Genomic DNA, 16,809 nt, shown 5'->3' on the forward strand with positions numbered 1-16,809 from the left:
ACGCGCGTCTCTTCGCTGGAGGTGGACACGCCCCCATTCTGTCGGACTACGGAGAGTTCGGTGCGGTCGAGCACCCGGTTGGTCCGTGTCAGCGGCGACTAGTGTCACAGCGAACCATTGAATGTTGGCTCTAACATGACTAGGTATGACTGAGGCTGGGACGAAGGCGTCTGTGCCGGACGAGCTGAAGCTCGCCGCCGAATTCGCGACACCGAGCCGCGCGGACTGGCAAGAGCTCGTCGCCGGTGTGTTGCGCAAGAGCGGCGCGCTGCCCGAGGGCAGTGCCGTCGAACCGGAGAGTTTGCTGGTCAGCACCACCTACGACGGTATCGCCGTGCAGCCGCTGTACACCGCTGAAGACACGGTCACCGCGCCTGGATTCCCCGGGCTGCCGCCGTTCGTGCGCGGTTCGCGGCCGGAAGGTTCGGTCGCCACCGGCTGGGACATCCGCGCCCAGCACGCCGAGGCCGACCCGCGCGCCACGAACAAGGCCGTGCTCGCCGACCTCGAAGGCGGCGTCAGCTCGATCTGGCTGCGCCTCGGCGGTGACGCGCTGCCGGTGGAGTCGCTGGCCGACGCGCTGAACGAGGTCTACGTCGACCTCGCGTCCGTCACGCTGGACGCCGGCGCCGAGTACGAAGCCGCGGCGGAAGCGCTCTTCGACGTCTTCACCGAACGTGAGATCCCCGCCAGCGAGGCGATCGGCACCCTCGGCGCCGATCCCATCGGGCTGCGGGCCCGTACGGGTGAACCTCACGACGTCGCCCCGGCCGCCGCGCTCGCCGCGCGCGTGGCCGCGAAGTACCCGAAACTGCGCACGATCGTCGTCGACGGGACGGTGTTCCACGAGGCAGGCGGTTCGGACGCGCAGGAACTCGGCGCGGTCATGGCGACCGGCGTCGCGTACCTGCGGGCGCTCACCGACGCGGGGCCTGGTGTCGATGGACTCAGCGTCGACGAGGCCGCTTCGCAGCTCGAGTTCCGGCTCGCCGCGAGCGCCGACCAGTTCCTGACCATCGCGAAATTCCGCGCCGCGCGGCGCCTCTGGGCCCGGGTCACCGAGGTGTCCGGGGTGAGTGCCGAGGCGCGCGGCATGCACCAGCACGCCGTCACGTCGTCGGCGATGCTGACCAAGCGTGACCCGTGGGTGAACATGCTGCGCACGACGTTGGCGTGTTTCGGGGCCGGGATCGGCGGCGCGGACGCGATCACCGTGGTCCCGTTCGACGGCGCGATCGGCCTGCCGGACGCGTTCTCCCGCCGGATCGCCCGCAACACCCACGCGATCCTGCTCGAGGAGTCCAAGCTGGCCGGGGTGATCGACCCGGCGGGCGGCTCCTGGTACGTCGAGAACCTGACCGAAGAGCTGGCCCGCGTGGCCTGGCAGGAGTTCACCGGGATCGAGCGCGACGGCGGGATCGAGGCGGTGCTGGACTCCGGCGCGCTCGCCGGACGCCTCGCGGCGACCTGGGCGGCGCGGTCGAAGCGGATCGCCACCCGTGAAGATCCGATCACCGGTGTCAGTGAGTTCGCGAACCTGACCGAGAAGAAGGTCGAGCGCGTGCCGGTTCCGTCCATTGTGGACGCTCATGGTGGTCTGCCGCGGGTGAGATACGCGCAGGAGTACGAGGAACTACGTGACCGCTCGGACGCCTACCTCGCGGAACACGGCGAACGCCCGAAGGTCTTCCTGGCCACGCTCGGCTCGCTCGCGTCGCACACCGGGCGCGCGGGATTCGCGGCGAACCTGTTCCAGGCGGGCGGGATCGAAGCGATCAACCCGGGAGTGACCGACGACGTCGTCAAGGCGTTCACCGAGAGCGGCGCGACCTTCGCCTGTCTCTGCGGGAGCGACCGTTCCTACGGCGAACAGGCAGGCGAGGTGGCGACGGCGTTGAAGAAGGCCGGCGCACAGGCCGTGCTGCTCGCGGGCAAGCCCACTAAGGACTACGCCGACGTCACCGGTTTCCTCTTCACCGGTTGCGACGCGCTCGAAGTACTGACCGGAACCCTTGAAACGCTGGGAGTTCAGTGATGGCCATCCCGGACTTCTCGAACGTCGAACTCGGCTCGATCGAGCCGGGCGCGCAAGCCGCCTGGGCCGACGCGCTGCACGACGCCACCGGCAAGGGGCCTGACGCGCTCGCGTGGGAAACCCCCGAGGGCATCGGGATCAAGCCCGTGTACACCGCGGACGATCTCCTCCGTGTGGACTTCCTAGGCACGTACCCGGGGATCGCGCCTTACCTGCGCGGGCCGTACCCGACGATGTACGTCAACCAGCCGTGGACGATCCGGCAGTACGCCGGGTTCTCCACCGCCGAGGAGTCGAACGCCTTCTACCGCCGCAACCTCGCGGCCGGCCAAAAAGGACTGTCCGTCGCCTTCGACCTGGCCACGCACCGCGGCTACGACTCGGACCACCCGCGCGTGGCCGGGGACGTCGGCATGGCCGGGGTCGCCATCGACTCGATCTACGACATGCGCCAGCTCTTCGACGGCATCCCGCTGGACAAAATGAGCGTGTCGATGACTATGAACGGCGCCGTGCTGCCGGTGCTGGCGCTCTACGTCGTCGCGGCCGAGGAACAGGGCGTCACGCCGGACAAGCTCGCCGGGACGATCCAGAACGACATCCTCAAAGAGTTCATGGTCCGCAACACCTATATCTACCCGCCGCAGCCGTCGATGCGGATCATCTCCGACATCTTTTCGTTCACCTCGCGGAACATGCCGCGGTACAACTCGATCTCGATCTCCGGTTACCACATGCAGGAGGCCGGGGCGACAGCCGATCTCGAGCTGGCGTACACCCTCGCCGACGGCGTCGAGTACATCCGCGCGGGCATGGACGGCGGGCTGGACATCGACAAGTTCGCGCCGCGCCTGTCGTTCTTCTGGGCGATCGGGATGAACTTCTTCATGGAGGTCGCGAAGCTGCGCGCGGCCAGGATGATCTGGGCCAAGCTGGTCAAACAGTTCGAGCCGAAGAGTTCAAAGTCCTTGTCGCTGCGGACGCACTGCCAGACTTCGGGCTGGTCGCTGACCGCGCAGGACGTCTACAACAACGTCGTGCGCACCTGCGTCGAGGCGATGGCCGCCACCCAGGGGCACACGCAGTCGCTGCACACCAACGCCCTCGACGAGGCGCTCGCGCTGCCGACGGACTTCTCCGCCCGCATCGCGCGGAACACGCAACTGTTGCTGCAGCAGGAATCCGGCACCAACCGGGTCATCGACCCGTGGGGCGGCAGCGCCTTCATCGAAAAACTCACCTACGACCTCGCGCGTAAAGCGTGGGGCCATATCAGCGAGGTCGAGGCCGCGGGCGGGATGGCCAAGGCGATCGACGCCGGGATCCCGAAGCTGCGCATCGAGGAAGCCGCCGCGCGCACGCAAGCGCGGATCGACTCCGGGCGGCAGGCCGTCATCGGCGTCAACAAGTACCAGGGCGCGCAGGACGAGGCGATCGACGTCCGCAAGGTCGACAACGCCGGGGTGCGCACGCAGCAGCTGGAGAAACTGCGGCGGCTCAAGGAAGAACGCGATTCGGACGCCACCGAGGACGCGTTGCGGCGGCTGACGGCGGGCGCCGAGGCCAACGGCAATCTCCTGGAACTGGCGATCGACGCGGCGCGCGCGAAGGCGACCGTCGGCGAGATCTCCGACGCGCTGGAGAAGCCGTGGGGCCGTCACGCCGGTCAGATTCGTACTATTTCCGGGGTGTACCGCGACGAGGTCGGGAAGTCGAAGAACTTGGACAAGGCCCGTGAGCTGGTCGAAGCGTTCTCCGAGGCGGAAGGCCGCCGTCCCCGGATCCTGGTCGCCAAGATGGGGCAGGACGGGCACGACCGCGGCCAGAAGGTGATCGCGACGGCGTTCGCGGACATCGGTTTCGATGTCGACGTCGGCCCGCTGTTCTCCACGCCCGGCGAGGTCGCGCGGCAGGCCGTCGAGGCGGACGTGCACGTCGTCGGGGTGTCTTCGCTGGCGGCCGGGCATCTTTCGCTGGTGCCCGCGTTGCGCGCGGAGCTGGCCGAGCTGGATCGCGCCGACATCATGGTCGTGGTCGGTGGCGTGATCCCGCCGCAGGACTACGACGAGCTGCGCGCGGCGGGCGCGGCGGCGATCTTCGGGCCGGGCACGGTGATCGCGGACGCGGCGATCGACCTGCTGGAGCAGCTCAGCGCCCAGGAGTCGTAGTTGCCGCGCAAAGTCGACGTCGCCGCGTACGCCAAGGGCGTGCTCGCGGGCGACCGCGGGATCCTGTCCAAGGCGATCACGCTGGTGGAATCCCAGCGTGAGGACCATCGGGAGCAGGCGCAGGAGCTGTTGGTGGAGCTGCTGCCGCATGCCGGTGGCGCGCGGCGGGTCGGTATCACCGGCGTGCCGGGAGTCGGCAAGTCGACCTTCATCGACCAGCTGGGCACCGACCTGACGCAAGAAGGGCACAAGGTCGCGGTGCTCGCCGTCGACCCGTCGTCGACGCGCACCGGCGGCAGCATCCTCGGCGACAAGACCCGGATGGCCCGGCTCGCGGTCGACCCGAAGGCGTTCATCCGGCCGTCGCCGACGTCCGGCACGCTCGGCGGCGTCGCCCGCGCGACCCGCGAGACGATCGTGCTGATGGAGGCCGCCGGGTACGACATCGTGCTCGTCGAGACTGTCGGGGTGGGACAGTCCGAAGTGACCGTCGCGAACATGGTGGACTGTTTTTTGTTCCTGACGCTGGCGAGAACGGGCGACCAGCTGCAGGGGATCAAGAAGGGCGTGCTCGAACTCGCCGACGTCATCGCGGTCAACAAGGCCGACGGTGACCACGAACGCGACGCCAAGCGGGCCGCGCGTGAGCTGGCCGGCGCGCTGCGGATGATCTACGGCCACGACGCGCCGTGGACCCCGCCCGTGCTGACCTGCAGCGCACTCAACGACGTCGGCCTCGACACGGTGTGGCAGGAGATCGGACGTCACCACGCGACGCTGTCGGAGTCGGGTGAGCTGGAGGAGCGGCGACGGCGTCAGCAAGTGGACTGGACCTGGGCGATGGTGCGGGAACAGCTGCTGGGACGGCTCTCCGCGCACCCCGACGTCCGCGCGCTCGTGCCGGAAGTCGAGCAAGCCGTCCGCGACGGCGAGCTGACCCCGACGCTCGCCGCGCAGCGGATCTTGCGGGCATTCTCCGATCGGTAACCGGGACACGCCCAATGGCCGTCGACGAGTCACACGGTGAAGCGTCACAATGGAGGTTCGTCTCCGGAAGGGTGCTGATGACCAAGTTCCGCGCAATCGTGTTGGCCGGGCTCATCGGGCTGCTCGCCGTGTGCGCGTCCCCCGCTCAAGCCGTCGCCGCGGAACCCTCGGTGTCGGCCGCGGTGTCGGTATCGGCGCTGGTACAGCCGTTCCCGGAGCAGACGGCGCCGCCCGGGCCGGTCCTCGATCCCGCCCAGACGAGTGAAGCCGACGCCGCCACGACGAAGAACAAACTCATCGCCGGTGGTGCCGCGGTGGTGCTTTTGCTGCTCGTGTGGTGGGGTCGCAGCGTCCGCAAGAAGAAGGCCCCGAAGAGCTGAGAGCAGCAAAAAGCCCAATAACATGCAGTGTTCGGCCTAGCCGAAGTCGCTACGCCGTTCAACGCAGATCCGCTACCGGCCGTCTCGGACGCCGCTGCTCAGCGCGCCGGTTGCCGCTTGCATGGTGCACGATCGTCTGCAAATGAGTACGACAGTCATCACCGAACCAACGGCACACAGCGTGGTCGATGCTGTGATCGCAGTGTCGATCACCGTTTCGGCCATCGGTGTCGCGAACGGAGGTGCGGCGTGACCGTGCTGGACTTTTCAGGCGAACGAGCGCGACCGGACATTCCAGGCGACCGAGATGGTCGCGTTGCCCCTATCGAGGCGCCCGGCGCGCTGATTACGGAAGCCGGCGTCACCATGGCACCTGTGCACGACATGGGGGCCGGCAGAGGACCGTTCTGGCTTGACGGCTGGCTGCAGGCGAACTCCACCGACGTCCTGGCCTGGCGCCGGCACATCCACGCGCACCCCGAACTGTCACGGCAGGAATTCGCGACGACCGAACTGATCGTCAAGCTCCTCACGTCGGTCGGGTTGAAGCCGTGGGTGCTGCCCGGCGGCACCGGCGTCGTCTGCGACATCGGCACCGGCGACCGGTGCGTGGCGCTGCGGGCCGACATGGACGCGCTGCCGCTGATCGAGGACACCGGGCTGCCGTTCACCTCCACCACGGAGGGCGCCGCGCATATGTGCGGTCACGACGCCCACACCGCGATCCTGCTGGGTGTCGCCCGGGCGCTGGCCTCCGCTCCGGAGCTCCCCGGCCGGGTGCGGCTGATCTTCCAGGCCGCCGAGGAAGTCATGCCCGGCGGTGCGCTGGACATGATCTCCGCGGGCGCGCTCAAAGGCGTCGAAAGGATCTTCGGGCTGCACTGCGACCCGCGGGTCCCGGTCGGCCAGATCGGCACCCGGGTCGGCGCGCTGACCTCGGCCGCGGACCTGATCGAGCTCCGGCTGACCTCGCCGGGCGGGCACACCTCGCGGCCGCATCTGACCGCCGACCTGGTCCACGCGCTCGGCACGGTGATCACGTCGCTGCCTTCGGTGCTTTCGCGGCGCGTCGACCCGCGCTCCGGCACGGTGCTGGTCTGGGGTGCGGTGCACGCCGGCCAGGCCGCCAACGCCGTCCCACAGGACGGGCTGCTGCGCGGCACGCTGCGGACGGCCGACCACGAGGTGTGGAGCGCGCTCGAGCCGCTGGTCGCGGCCTCGGTGGAGTCCCTGCTGGCGCCGACCGGCGTCGGGTTCTCCCTCGACTACCGGCGCGGCGTCCCGCCCGTCGTGAGCGACCCGGACAGCACGTCACTCCTGCGCGCCGGCGTCGAAGCCGCGCTCGGCGAGCAAGCCCTCACCGGCACCGAGCAGTCCTCGGGCGGCGAGGACTTCGGCTGGTACCTCGAGCACGTCGAAGGCGCCTTCGCGCGCCTCGGCGTCTGGTCCGGCGAAGGCCCCATGTCCGACATCCACCGCCCTTCTTTCGTTCTCGACGAACGAGCCCTGATGGTCGGCATCCGAGTCATGGTCCACACCGCCCTAGCCTCCCTCGCCTAACCGTCCCTCACCCGAGTGCAAGTTATGCGCACCCGAGTGCAGTCTGTGTACAACTGAGTGCACTTGATGACCGCGTGTCTGCGTTTTGCGACGTAGACACGCGGTTTTCCTAGTTATCCACAGATCGCGAGTTATCCACAGGCTGGCCTTCGCGGGTTTACCGGGAGACCGCCGCCGACCATGCTGAATCGGTGGCAAACAGTTCCGGGTGGCACGGCGCGGCATTGCGTCGAGAGGTCGCCAAAGAGATGGGCGAGCGAACACTGCGAGCGGCATTGAGCGCCGGTGTGTTCGCGCAGATCTGGCGCGGGGTGGTGGTGCACGCTGCCGACTCGCTCAACCCGTACACCCGCGCGGCCGCGGCCTTGCTGGCCGTCGGGCAACCGGCCGCATTGACCGGGCCGACGGCACTCGCGTTGCACGGACTCACCGCGGCGGCGTCCGTCGAGATTCATGTCGCCGTCCCGAGCTATCGATCGGGGAGGTCGAAACCCGGGCTCGTGGTGCACCGGAGCCGGTACGAGCCGAGCGACGTCGTCACGGTGAACGAGCTTCCCGTGTTCGACCTCGATCTCGCGCTGGCCGAGTTCTTGTGCGACGGCGACTCGCAGACGGCGTTCGCCTGCCTCGACCAGGCGTTGGCTGGTCTTTCCGATGCCGAAGATCGTGCGCTGCTCGGCGCTGTCGTCGGGCGGATCGGTCAACGCGAGGACCGGCGGGGCGTGAACAAGGCGCTGATGCTGGCCAACCTCGCGACTGGCAAGGCGGATTCACCGCCGGAGAGTTTCTTCCGCCTGATCGTGGTCGAAGCCGGGTTTCCGATTCCGGTGGCCCAGTACGAGATCCTCACCATCGACGGCCGACGGCTCTACATCCTCGACATGGCTTGGCCGACGCTCCGGATCGCGTTGGAGTACGACGGGTACGCGGCACATGAGGAGCGCCGGGAGTACGACATGGACAGGGACGACCGGCTGGCCAAGCGCGGGTGGATCGTGATCCGAGCCGGGGCGGCGGACCTGAAGGATCCGAGCCGGGTGCTCGGCGAGCTCCGGGTGGCGTTCGCCAACCGCAGCCGATGATCACAGAACGCGCTCGAGTGCGCGTGGAACGCGTTTAGGCGTGCACAGACTGCACTTGAGCGTGCAGGGAAGGCTGTTAGCCGGTGATGCCGGTGCAGGGGCGGGTGCGGAGGGCATCGACGTAGTCGACGGGGGCGGCGGCGGCTTCGGCGGCGTCGGCGAGGACGCCGAGGTAGCGCGCGGAGGGGAGGCCGCCTTCGTAGGCGTCGAGGACGTAGAGCCAGACGAGGGCGGAGCCGTCCATGGTCTGGACGCGCAGCCGGATCTTGGTGTGGATGCCGAGCTCGCCGCCTTCCCAGCGGTCGAGGCCGTCCTCATCCTGCGCGGTCACGTCGTAGAGCACGACGAACACCCGCGAGCCGGGGTCTTCGACGATCGTGGCCAGCGCGCCTTCCCAGCCGAAGTCCTCGCCCCCGAAGGTCAGGCGCCACCCCTCCAGCCAGCCGGTCCCGGCCATCGGAGAATGGGGGGCGCGCTGCATCATCTGAGCGGGCTCCATGTTGGATCCGTACGCGGCATACAACGTCACGACGCACAGCCTAGCGACCCGGTGATCAGCCGCTGGACGGGCGGGAGCGTGTCCAGGCACCCAAACCGGCGAAACCTCGCCCGCGTACGGTTGGGCCCGTCGACCCCAGCAGTGCCAAAAGGAGGATTCAGGTGACCAGGATCGTGATCATGGGCGGTGGCCCTGCCGGTTACGAAGCAGCTCTGGTTGCCGCGCAACACGGCGCTGACGTCACGATTGTCGAGCGTGACGGCCTCGGCGGCGCGTGCGTGCTCTACGACTGCGTGCCCTCGAAGACGTTCATCGCCTCCTCCGGTGCCCGCGCGAACATGCACGGCCTGCGCGAGCTCGGCGTCAACACCGATCTCGACGACACGAGCGTCGACCTGCCGACCGTCCACGGCCGGGTGAAAGGCCTCGCGCTCGCCCAGTCCGCCGACATCCGCGCCCGCGTCCAGCGCGAAGGTGTCCGTGTCATCGTCGGCCAGGCGCGGTTCTGCGACGAGGAGCCGGGCCTCGCCCTGCACAAGGTCGCGGTGACGCACTCCTCGGGCGAGACCCAGGTCCTCGACGCCGACGTCGTCCTCATCTCCACCGGCGCCACCCCGCGCGTGCTGCCCGGTGCGGTCCCCGACGGCGAGCGCATCCTCGACTGGCGTCAGATCTACAACCTCCAGGAGCTCCCCGAACACCTCGCCGTCATCGGTTCCGGTGTCACGGGCGCCGAGTTCGCCTCGGCGTACACCGAACTGGGCGTCAAGGTCACCGTCGTCTCCAGTCGTGACCGGGTCCTGCCGCACGAGGACGCCGACGCGGCCGCCGTGCTCGAAGAGGTCTTTTCCCAGCGCGGCACCACCGTCGCCAAGCACGCGCGCGCCGACAAGGTCGAGCGCACCGCGGACGGCGTCAAGGTGCACCTCGCCGACGGCCGGGTCATCGAAGCCAGCCACGCGCTGATGACGGTCGGCTCGATCCCGAACACCGCCGACATCGGCCTCGAGAAGGTCGGCATCGAACCCGGCCCCGGCGGCTTCATCACCGTCGACCGCGTTTCGCGCACCACCGTCTCCGGGATCTACGCGGCCGGCGATTGCACCGGCGTGCTCATGCTCGCTTCGGTGGCGAGCATGCAGGGCCGCATCGCGATGTGGCACGCGCTCGGCGAGGGCGTGGCCCCGATCAAGCTCAAGACCGTCGCCGCGAACGTCTTCACCCACCCGGAAATCGCCACCGTCGGCATCAGCCAGCAGTCGATCGACTCCGGCGAGGTGCCCGCCCGCACCATCATGCTTCCGTTGGCCACCAACGCCCGAGCGAAGATGGAAGGCCTGCGGCACGGTTTCGTGAAGCTCTTCTGCCGCCCCGCCACCGGGGTGGTCGTCGGCGGTGTGATCGTGGCGCCGAACGCGAGCGAGCTCATCCTTCCCATCGCGCTCGCGGTGCAGAACCAGCTGACAGTGGAACATCTGGCACTGACATTTTCGGTGTACCCGTCGCTGTCGGGTTCGATCACCGAAGCGGGCCGCCAGCTGATGCGCCACGACGATCTGGACTGATCTTCGAACGGACGCAACCTCCTTGGCCCCCTTGACGTCTTTGCTGGTGTTAAAGAGGCTCGTGTTTTCCAAGAAGTGTTCAAGGGGTTGCTTGGTGAAGAAGAGGAACGCGTTCATCGCCGCACTGGCGATCGGGCTGACCACGCTGGTGAGCCCGGCCGCAGTGCTCGCACAGCCGGCCACCACGCCGGAGGCGCCGGCGCCCACCGCCGAGACCGTCCAGCTGAACTCCGACACGGCCGTCACCCACGGCCTGGCCAATAAATACGTGCCTAACGATTTCAACGTCGCGCTGGGCCTGTGCCCGGCCCCGGGCAGCGAGAAGGCGCCGACGTCGACCACCTTCTCGTCGCCGGTGCTGTCCTTCACCAACTACGCGTTCAACCCGACCATGGGCGTCAAGGCCAACGTCACCGCGGACGCCGAGCTCAAGCCCGGTACCGGTGCCGGGAGCTACCAGATCACCATGAACTGCAACGGAAAGTCGTTCAACGCGACGTTCACCGTGCCCGGCTCGGTGGAGCAGCAGGTGCGCAAGGTGCCCGAGGGCGCCGCCCGCGCGGGTGACGGCAGCACGGCACGCTAAAAGACCACAGCAGCGTGAAGGCCGCCGGCGGAGTGTTTCCGCCGGCGGCTTCTTTGTGTCAGGCACAGTTTGCATCAGGCACAGTTTGCATCGGGCACAGCTTTGCATCGGGCACGGCTTGTGCTCAGATGGTGCGCATGAACCTGCGTCGCCGGGGTGCGCTGATCGTCGGGGCCCTGCTGCTCGCGGGGTGCGGCGCGAGCCCGCCGGTCGTGAGTCCGCCGCCGCCGGTCGTGCAGGAGAATCCGCCGCCCCCGGTGGAAAAAGAGCCCGAACCGGCGGCCGGGATGGCCAAGTCCGACCCGGTTTCGGTCGACATCCCCAAGATCGGCGCCCGGTCGAGCCTGGTGTCGCTGGGGCTCAACGCGGACAACACCGTGGAGGTGCCACCGGTGACCAAACCCCTCCAGGCGGGCTGGTACTCCTACGGCCCGACACCGGGCGAGGTCGGCCCGTCGGTGATTCTCGGACATGTCGACGGAAACAAGCAAAAAGGGATTTTCTTCCGGCTCAAGGAAATGGCGCCGGGGGACAAGATCGCCGTCGCGAGGAAGGACGGCTCCACCGCGAATTTCGTGGTGACCAAGGTGGATCGGGTACCGAAGGACACTTTCCCCACCGACGCCGTCTACGGCAACACGCTCGATCCGGAGCTGCGGTTGATCACCTGTGGCGGCAGTTTCGATCGTCAAGCGCGCAGCTATCGCGACAACATCATCGTTTTCGCGACACTGGCCTGAAACTCAGAGGGGCGAACGGCCCTGTTTTTGTCGGTGGGTGGTGTGAGACTGGGGGCAATCGTCACATCCCTGCGGACACCTTGGAGTACGAGATGACCTTTCGCGATTCACCCTGGCCCGACGGAACACCGTGCTGGGTCGACCTGGTCGTGCCGGATCGCAAGCGCGCCTTGGCGTTCTACGGCGCGTTGTTCGGCTGGGACTACGAAGAAGGCACCGAGGAAACGGGCTTCTACACCCTGGCCAAGCACGACGGGCGCAACCTCGCGGGCCTCATGCAGGTGATGCCGGGCCAGGAGTCGATGCCCGCGGTCTGGACGACGTACCTGGCCGTGTCCGACGTGGACAAGACGGCCGAGGCCATCGCGGAGGCCGGCGGCACGATTGCCAGTGCGCCGATGGACGTGATGGACCTGGGGCGGATGGCCATCGCCGAGGATCCGGGCGGCGCGGTGTTCGGTATCTGGCAGGCCGGTACGCACACGGGGTTCCAGCTCGCCAACGCACCGGGCGCGGTGACGTGGAACGAAGGTATGTCCCGCGATTTCGCGGGCGCGAAAGCGTTCTACGGCAAGGTCTTCGGCTACGAGTTGGACGATCTGTCCGCGCCCGGCTTCGACTACGCCACGATCGCCGTCGGCGGCAACGTGGTCGGCGGCGTCGGTGCCCTGTCGGACGAGATCCCGGCCGAAGTACCACCGCATTGGGCGACCTATTTCTCGGTGACGGACACCGATGCCGCCGTGGCGAAGGTCGTCGAGCTCGGCGGCACCGTGATCATGCCCGCGGTGGACTCCCCGCACGGCCGGGTCGCCGCGGTCGCCGACGATCAGGGTGCACCCTTCCGGGTGATCAGCGCTCGCTAAAGCTCCCTGAAGCGGGAGCAAGGGACCTTTACTACCGCCAAACGGCAGTAAAGGTCCCTTGCTCCCGCCGGGAGGTCAGTCGTCGGCGTCGACCCAGTCGAAGGTCTTGGTGACGGCCTTCTTCCAGTTCTTGTACTCGGACTCACGGCGGGCGTCGTCCATCGTGGGCTCCCACTGCTTGTCCTTGGCCCAGTTGTTGCGGATGTCGTCTTCGCTCTCCCAGAACCCGACGGCAAGCCCGGCCGCGTAGGCGGCGCCGAGCGCGGTGGTCTCGTTGACCACCGGCCGGATCACCGGCACGCCCAGGATGTCGGCCTGGAACTGCATCAGCAGCTCGTTGACGACCATGCCGCCGTCGACCTTGAGCGACTTCAGCGGCACCCCGGAGTCGGCGTTCATCGCGTCGATCACCTCACGCGACTGGAAAGCGGTGGCCTCCAGCACCGCGCGGGCCAGGTGTCCTTTGTTGACGAACCTGGTCAGCCCGACGATCGCGCCCCGAGCGTCCGAGCGCCAGTACGGCGCGAAGAGCCCGGAGAACGCGGGCACGAAGTACGCGCCACCGTTGTCCTCGACGCTGCGGGCGTGCTCCTCGATCTCCGCGGCCGTGCCGATCAGGCCGAGGTTGTCGCGAAGCCACTGCACGAGCGAACCGGTGACGGCGACCGAGCCTTCGAGGGCGTAGATCGTGTCGTTGGTGCCGATCTTGTAGCAGACCGTGGTGAGCAGGCCGTTCTCCGACATGACCTTCTCGGTGCCGGTGTTGAGCAGCATGAAGTTGCCGGTGCCATAGGTGTTCTTGGCTTCACCGGGGGAAAGGCACGCCTGCCCGAACGTCGCCGCCTGCTGGTCACCGAGGATGCCCGCGATCGGCACCCCCGCCAGCGCGCCCTTCTCGCGGACCTTGCCGTACTCCTCGGACGACGACCGGATCTCCGGCAGCATCGACAGCGGGATGGTCATCTCCGCGGCGATTTCCTCGTCCCAGCTCAGCGTGTCGAGGTCCATCAGCATGGTGCGTGACGCGTTGGTCGGGTCGGTGACGTGCAGGCCGCCGTCGGCTCCGCCGGTCATGTTCCACAGCACCCAGGTGTCCATGTTGCCGAACAGCAGGTCACCGGCCTCGGCACGCTCCCGGGCGCCGTCGACATTGTCGAGGATCCACTTGACCTTGGGGCCGGAGAAGTAGGTCGCCAGCGGCAGCCCGACCTTCTGCCGGTACCGCTCCTGGCCGCCGCCGAGCGCGCCCAGTTCGTTGACGATCTTGTCGGTGCGCGTGTCCTGCCAGACGATCGCGTTGTACACCGGCTTGCCGGTCTTCTTGTCCCACACCAGCGCGGTTTCCCGCTGGTTGGTGATGCCGACGGCGACGATGTCCTTGGTGTGCAGGTCGGCCTTGGCGACCGCGCCGGCGGCCACCGCGCGGGTGTTCTCCCAGATCTCTTCGGCGTTGTGCTCGACCCAGCCGGCCCTGGGGAAGATCTGCTCGTGTTCACGCTGGTCCGAGGCGACGACCCGGCCTTCGTGGTTGAAGATCATGCAGCGCGTGGACGTCGTGCCCTGGTCGATCGCGGCGACGTAGGAAGTCATCTATGAAACTCCAGTTCACTTGGTGGCGAGGAAGAGCAGTCCGGCGAGCGCCCCGCCGACGAGCGGTCCGGCCACGGGAATCCAGGAATAGCTCCAGTCACCGTCACGCTTGTTGCGGATCGGCATGAGGAACGAGTAGGCGATACGGGGGCCGAGGTCACGGGCCGGGTTGATGGCGTACCCGGTCGGGCCACCGAGCGAGGTACCGATCACGAGCACGACGAACGCGACGCCGGCGTACCCGAGCGCGCCGTTGCCGAACTGCGGGACGCCTTCCTTGTCCATCCCCGCGCTGGGGCTGAACAGGATGAACGCCAGCAGCACGAAGGTGCCGATGATCTCGGTCACCAGGTTCCACGCGGTGTTCCGGATCTGCGGAGCGGTGGAGAAGATGCCGAGGGTGTTCTCGGGCTCGGGGTGGTCGTCGAACTGGAGCTTGTAGACGGCCCAGCACAGCATCGCACCGAGGATCGCGCCGACCATCTGGCCTGCGATGTAGAAGGGAACGTCCGCCCACTTTGTCTTGCCGGCTACGGCGAGACCCAGGGTGACGGCCGGGTTCAGGTGAGCGCCGCTCTTGTCCGCGATGCTCGCGCCGGCGAAGACGCCGAACGCCCACCCGACGGTGATGAAAAGGATTCCTCCGCCGTTGCCGTTCGTCTTGCGAAGCACGTGGTTCGCGACGACACCGGTCCCGAGAAGGATCAAAACCGCGGTTCCTAGCATTTCCCAAAAGAAAATCGAGCCCGCGTTCATTGGCCGCCCTCCACACTGGACACTTGCTGCACAGGGTCGGCCACAGCGTGTTGCGGCGCCATTGCCCACCCACGATAGATCGAACGTTACCGGGGCGTACAAGATCATTCCAAGCGCCAAGCGCCGCAATCTTCAAGATCGACGAGGTTCTACGAGGGTTGCGCCACACGCGCCGCGTCGTCAGGATGCGCCGAGCCCGCGACATGCCATGCTGGAAGCCTCGAGGAACGCAAGGAGGGATGTCACGTGACTGAGTCGCCGCGCGGATCCGATGCCGGAACGAACAACCCGGCTCATCTGGGCCCGGCCAAGCGAGAGGAATCCTGGCAGCGCCTTGGCAAGGACACCTTCGACCTGGTCGTGATCGGCGGCGGAGTGGTCGGGGCCGGCACCGCGCTCGACGCCGCCACCCGTGGCCTGCGCGTCGCCCTCGTCGAGGCGAGGGACCTGGCGTCGGGCACGTCCAGCAGGTCCAGCAAGCTTTTCCACGGTGGGCTCCGGTATCTGGAGCAGCTCGAATTCGGCCTGGTGCGCGAGGCGCTGCGTGAGCGCGAACTGATGCTCACCACGATCGCCCCGCACCTGGTCAAGCCGGTCTCGTTCCTCTACCCGTTGACGCATCGCGTGTGGGAGCGGCCGTACACCGCCGCCGGGCTGCTGATGTACGACACGATGGGCGGCTCGAAGTCCGTCCCCGGCCAGAAACATCTCACCCGGGCGGGTGCGCTGCGGATGGTCCCGGCACTCAAGCGCGACGCGCTGATCGGCGGGATTCGCTATTACGACGCCCAATCGGATGACGCCCGGCACACCATGACCGTCGCCCGCACGGCCGCGCACTACGGCGCCGTCGTCCGGACGTCGACGCAGGTCGTGGGCTTCCTGCGGGAAGCGGACCGGATCTCCGGCGTGCGGGTACGCGACGTCGAGGACGGCCGGGAGGTGGAGATCCACGCCAACGCGGTGATCAACTGCACCGGCGTCTGGACCGACGAACTGCAGCGGCTTTCGGGTGGCCGCGGCCGGTTCCGGGTCCGCGCGAGCAAGGGTGTCCACATCGTCGTCCCGCGCGACAGGATCGTGTCGGAATCGGGGATGATCCTGCGCACGGAGAAGTCCGTGCTGTTCGTGATCCCGTGGCGCAACCACTGGATCATCGGGACCACCGACACCGACTGGAACCTCGACCTCGCGCATCCGGCGGCGACCAAGCACGACATCGACTACCTGCTCGAACACGTCAACTCGGTGCTCGCGACGCCGTTGACCCACGACGATATCGAAGGTGTCTACGCGGGACTGCGGCCCCTTCTGGCGGGCGAGAGCGAAGAAAGCTCGAAGCTGTCGCGCGAGCACGCCGTGGCGCGCGTTTCGCCCGGACTGGTGGCGATCGCCGGTGGCAAATACACCACTTACCGGGTGATGGCGGCCGACGCCGTCGACGCGGCGGCGGTGGACCTGCCGGGCAGGCCGCAATCGTCCATCACGGACAAGGTGCCGCTGCTCGGCGCGGACGGCTACCACGCGCTGGTCAACCAGGCCGATCACCTCGCGGCCGAACACGGCCTGCACCCGTACCGCGTCCGCCACCTGCTCGACCGGTACGGCTCGCTCATCCACGAGGTGCTCGCGCTGGCCGTCGGCCGTCCCGAGCTGCTCAAGCCGATCGAGTCGGCGCCCGACTACCTGGGTGTCGAGGTCGTCTACGCGGCGAGCCACGAAGGCGCGCTCCACCTGGAGGACGTCCTCGCCCGCCGGACGCGGATCTCCATCGAGTACCCGCACCGCGGGGTCGACTGCGCGGCGCAGGTCGCCGGGCTCGTCGGCGAAGTGCTCGGCTGGTCGGAGGAGCAGAAGTCCCGCGAGATCGAGGTCTACAACGCGCGGGTCCAGGCGGAGCGGGAATCCCAGTCCCAGCCGAGCGACGCGGCCGCCGACGCGCTTCGGTCGGCCGCTCCGGAAGCTCGCGCGGGGATCATCGAGCCGGTCACGTAG

14 protein-coding genes are annotated in these 16,809 nt (G+C 68.0%); 11 read left to right on the forward strand and 3 right to left on the reverse strand.

Annotated elements, in window-relative coordinates; translation table 11 throughout:
- Positions 1-145 precede the first annotated feature (145 nt).
- The 6 genes from VGP60_RS30880 to VGP60_RS30905 all read left to right on the forward strand — a co-directional run bounded on the left by VGP60_RS30880 (position 146) and on the right by VGP60_RS30905 (position 8,212).
- Positions 146-2,035 carry a methylmalonyl-CoA mutase family protein gene (locus VGP60_RS30880; RefSeq protein ID WP_327551667.1) on the forward strand — a complete coding sequence of 630 codons (1,890 nt, stop codon included), beginning with the start codon at positions 146-148 and terminating at the stop codon, positions 2,033-2,035.
- A complete protein-coding gene (scpA, locus tag VGP60_RS30885) occupies positions 2,035-4,203 on the forward strand; it encodes a methylmalonyl-CoA mutase (RefSeq protein ID WP_327551668.1) in 2,169 nt (722 codons plus the stop codon). Before VGP60_RS30880 ends, scpA begins: the two co-directional genes overlap by 1 nt.
- The gene (gene meaB, locus VGP60_RS30890; protein WP_327551669.1) at positions 4,204-5,190 is read left to right on the forward strand and encodes a methylmalonyl Co-A mutase-associated GTPase MeaB; all 987 of its coding nucleotides are present in this window, start codon (positions 4,204-4,206) and stop codon (positions 5,188-5,190) included.
- Between the two features lie 77 nt (positions 5,191-5,267).
- A complete protein-coding gene (locus VGP60_RS30895) occupies positions 5,268-5,570 on the forward strand; it encodes a hypothetical protein (protein ID WP_327551670.1) in 303 nt (100 codons plus the stop codon).
- 249 nt (positions 5,571-5,819) lie between these two features.
- A complete protein-coding gene (locus VGP60_RS30900) occupies positions 5,820-7,130 on the forward strand; it encodes an amidohydrolase (RefSeq protein ID WP_327551671.1) in 1,311 nt (436 codons plus the stop codon).
- Between the two features lie 248 nt (positions 7,131-7,378).
- Entirely contained in the window at positions 7,379-8,212 is an 834-nt protein-coding gene (locus VGP60_RS30905; protein ID WP_327551702.1) for a DUF559 domain-containing protein, read from the forward strand.
- 76 nt (positions 8,213-8,288) lie between these two features.
- Here VGP60_RS30905 and VGP60_RS30910 read toward each other — a convergent pair whose 3' ends face one another.
- Positions 8,289-8,741, reverse strand: a complete 453-nt coding sequence (locus VGP60_RS30910) for a gamma-glutamylcyclotransferase (protein ID WP_327551672.1) — start codon at positions 8,739-8,741, stop codon at positions 8,289-8,291.
- Between the two features lie 131 nt (positions 8,742-8,872).
- Here VGP60_RS30910 and VGP60_RS30915 point away from each other — a divergent pair, with 131 nt between their 5' ends.
- From VGP60_RS30915 to VGP60_RS30930, 4 genes are all read left to right on the forward strand, one after another.
- Positions 8,873-10,276, forward strand: a complete 1,404-nt coding sequence (locus VGP60_RS30915) for an NAD(P)H-quinone dehydrogenase (protein WP_327551673.1) — start codon at positions 8,873-8,875, stop codon at positions 10,274-10,276.
- 94 nt (positions 10,277-10,370) lie between these two features.
- Positions 10,371-10,862 (forward strand): hypothetical protein, encoded by a 492-nt coding sequence (locus VGP60_RS30920; protein WP_327551674.1) that lies wholly within the window; start codon positions 10,371-10,373, stop codon positions 10,860-10,862.
- A 137-nt stretch (positions 10,863-10,999) separates the two neighbouring features.
- Entirely contained in the window at positions 11,000-11,602 is a 603-nt protein-coding gene (locus tag VGP60_RS30925) for a class F sortase (protein ID WP_327551703.1), read from the forward strand.
- Between the two features lie 92 nt (positions 11,603-11,694).
- Positions 11,695-12,468, forward strand: a complete 774-nt coding sequence (locus VGP60_RS30930) for a VOC family protein (protein ID WP_327551675.1) — start codon at positions 11,695-11,697, stop codon at positions 12,466-12,468.
- Positions 12,469-12,543: 75 nt separating this feature from the next.
- Here VGP60_RS30930 and glpK read toward each other — a convergent pair whose 3' ends face one another.
- Together glpK and VGP60_RS30940 are read right to left on the reverse strand one after the other, a co-directional pair.
- A complete protein-coding gene (gene glpK / locus VGP60_RS30935; RefSeq protein WP_327551676.1) occupies positions 12,544-14,058 on the reverse strand; it encodes a glycerol kinase GlpK in 1,515 nt (504 codons plus the stop codon).
- A 15-nt stretch (positions 14,059-14,073) separates the two neighbouring features.
- A complete protein-coding gene (locus tag VGP60_RS30940; RefSeq protein ID WP_327551677.1) occupies positions 14,074-14,814 on the reverse strand; it encodes an MIP/aquaporin family protein in 741 nt (246 codons plus the stop codon).
- 246 nt (positions 14,815-15,060) lie between these two features.
- Here VGP60_RS30940 and VGP60_RS30945 point away from each other — a divergent pair, with 246 nt between their 5' ends.
- Entirely contained in the window at positions 15,061-16,809 is a 1,749-nt protein-coding gene (locus VGP60_RS30945) for a glycerol-3-phosphate dehydrogenase/oxidase (protein WP_327551678.1), read from the forward strand.

This window comes from Amycolatopsis sp. (assembly GCF_036008905.1).
Lineage (GTDB): Bacteria > Actinomycetota > Actinomycetes > Mycobacteriales > Pseudonocardiaceae > Amycolatopsis.

Excerpts from the sequence above, each read along its gene's own strand:
- VGP60_RS30880 (WP_327551667.1), top strand. The coding sequence starts at position 146 with ATGACTGAGGCTGGGACGAAGGCGTCTGTGCCGGACGAGCTGAAGCTC.
- scpA (WP_327551668.1), top strand. The coding sequence starts at position 2,035 with ATGGCCATCCCGGACTTCTCGAACGTCGAACTCGGCTCGATCGAGCCG.
- VGP60_RS30895 (WP_327551670.1), top strand. The coding sequence starts at position 5,268 with ATGACCAAGTTCCGCGCAATCGTGTTGGCCGGGCTCATCGGGCTGCTC.
- VGP60_RS30905 (WP_327551702.1), top strand. The coding sequence starts at position 7,379 with ATGGGCGAGCGAACACTGCGAGCGGCATTGAGCGCCGGTGTGTTCGCG.
- VGP60_RS30925 (WP_327551703.1), top strand. The coding sequence starts at position 11,000 with ATGAACCTGCGTCGCCGGGGTGCGCTGATCGTCGGGGCCCTGCTGCTC.
- VGP60_RS30930 (WP_327551675.1), top strand. The coding sequence starts at position 11,695 with ATGACCTTTCGCGATTCACCCTGGCCCGACGGAACACCGTGCTGGGTC.
- glpK (WP_327551676.1), bottom strand. The coding sequence starts at position 14,058 with ATGACTTCCTACGTCGCCGCGATCGACCAGGGCACGACGTCCACGCGC.
- VGP60_RS30940 (WP_327551677.1), bottom strand. The coding sequence starts at position 14,814 with ATGAACGCGGGCTCGATTTTCTTTTGGGAAATGCTAGGAACCGCGGTT.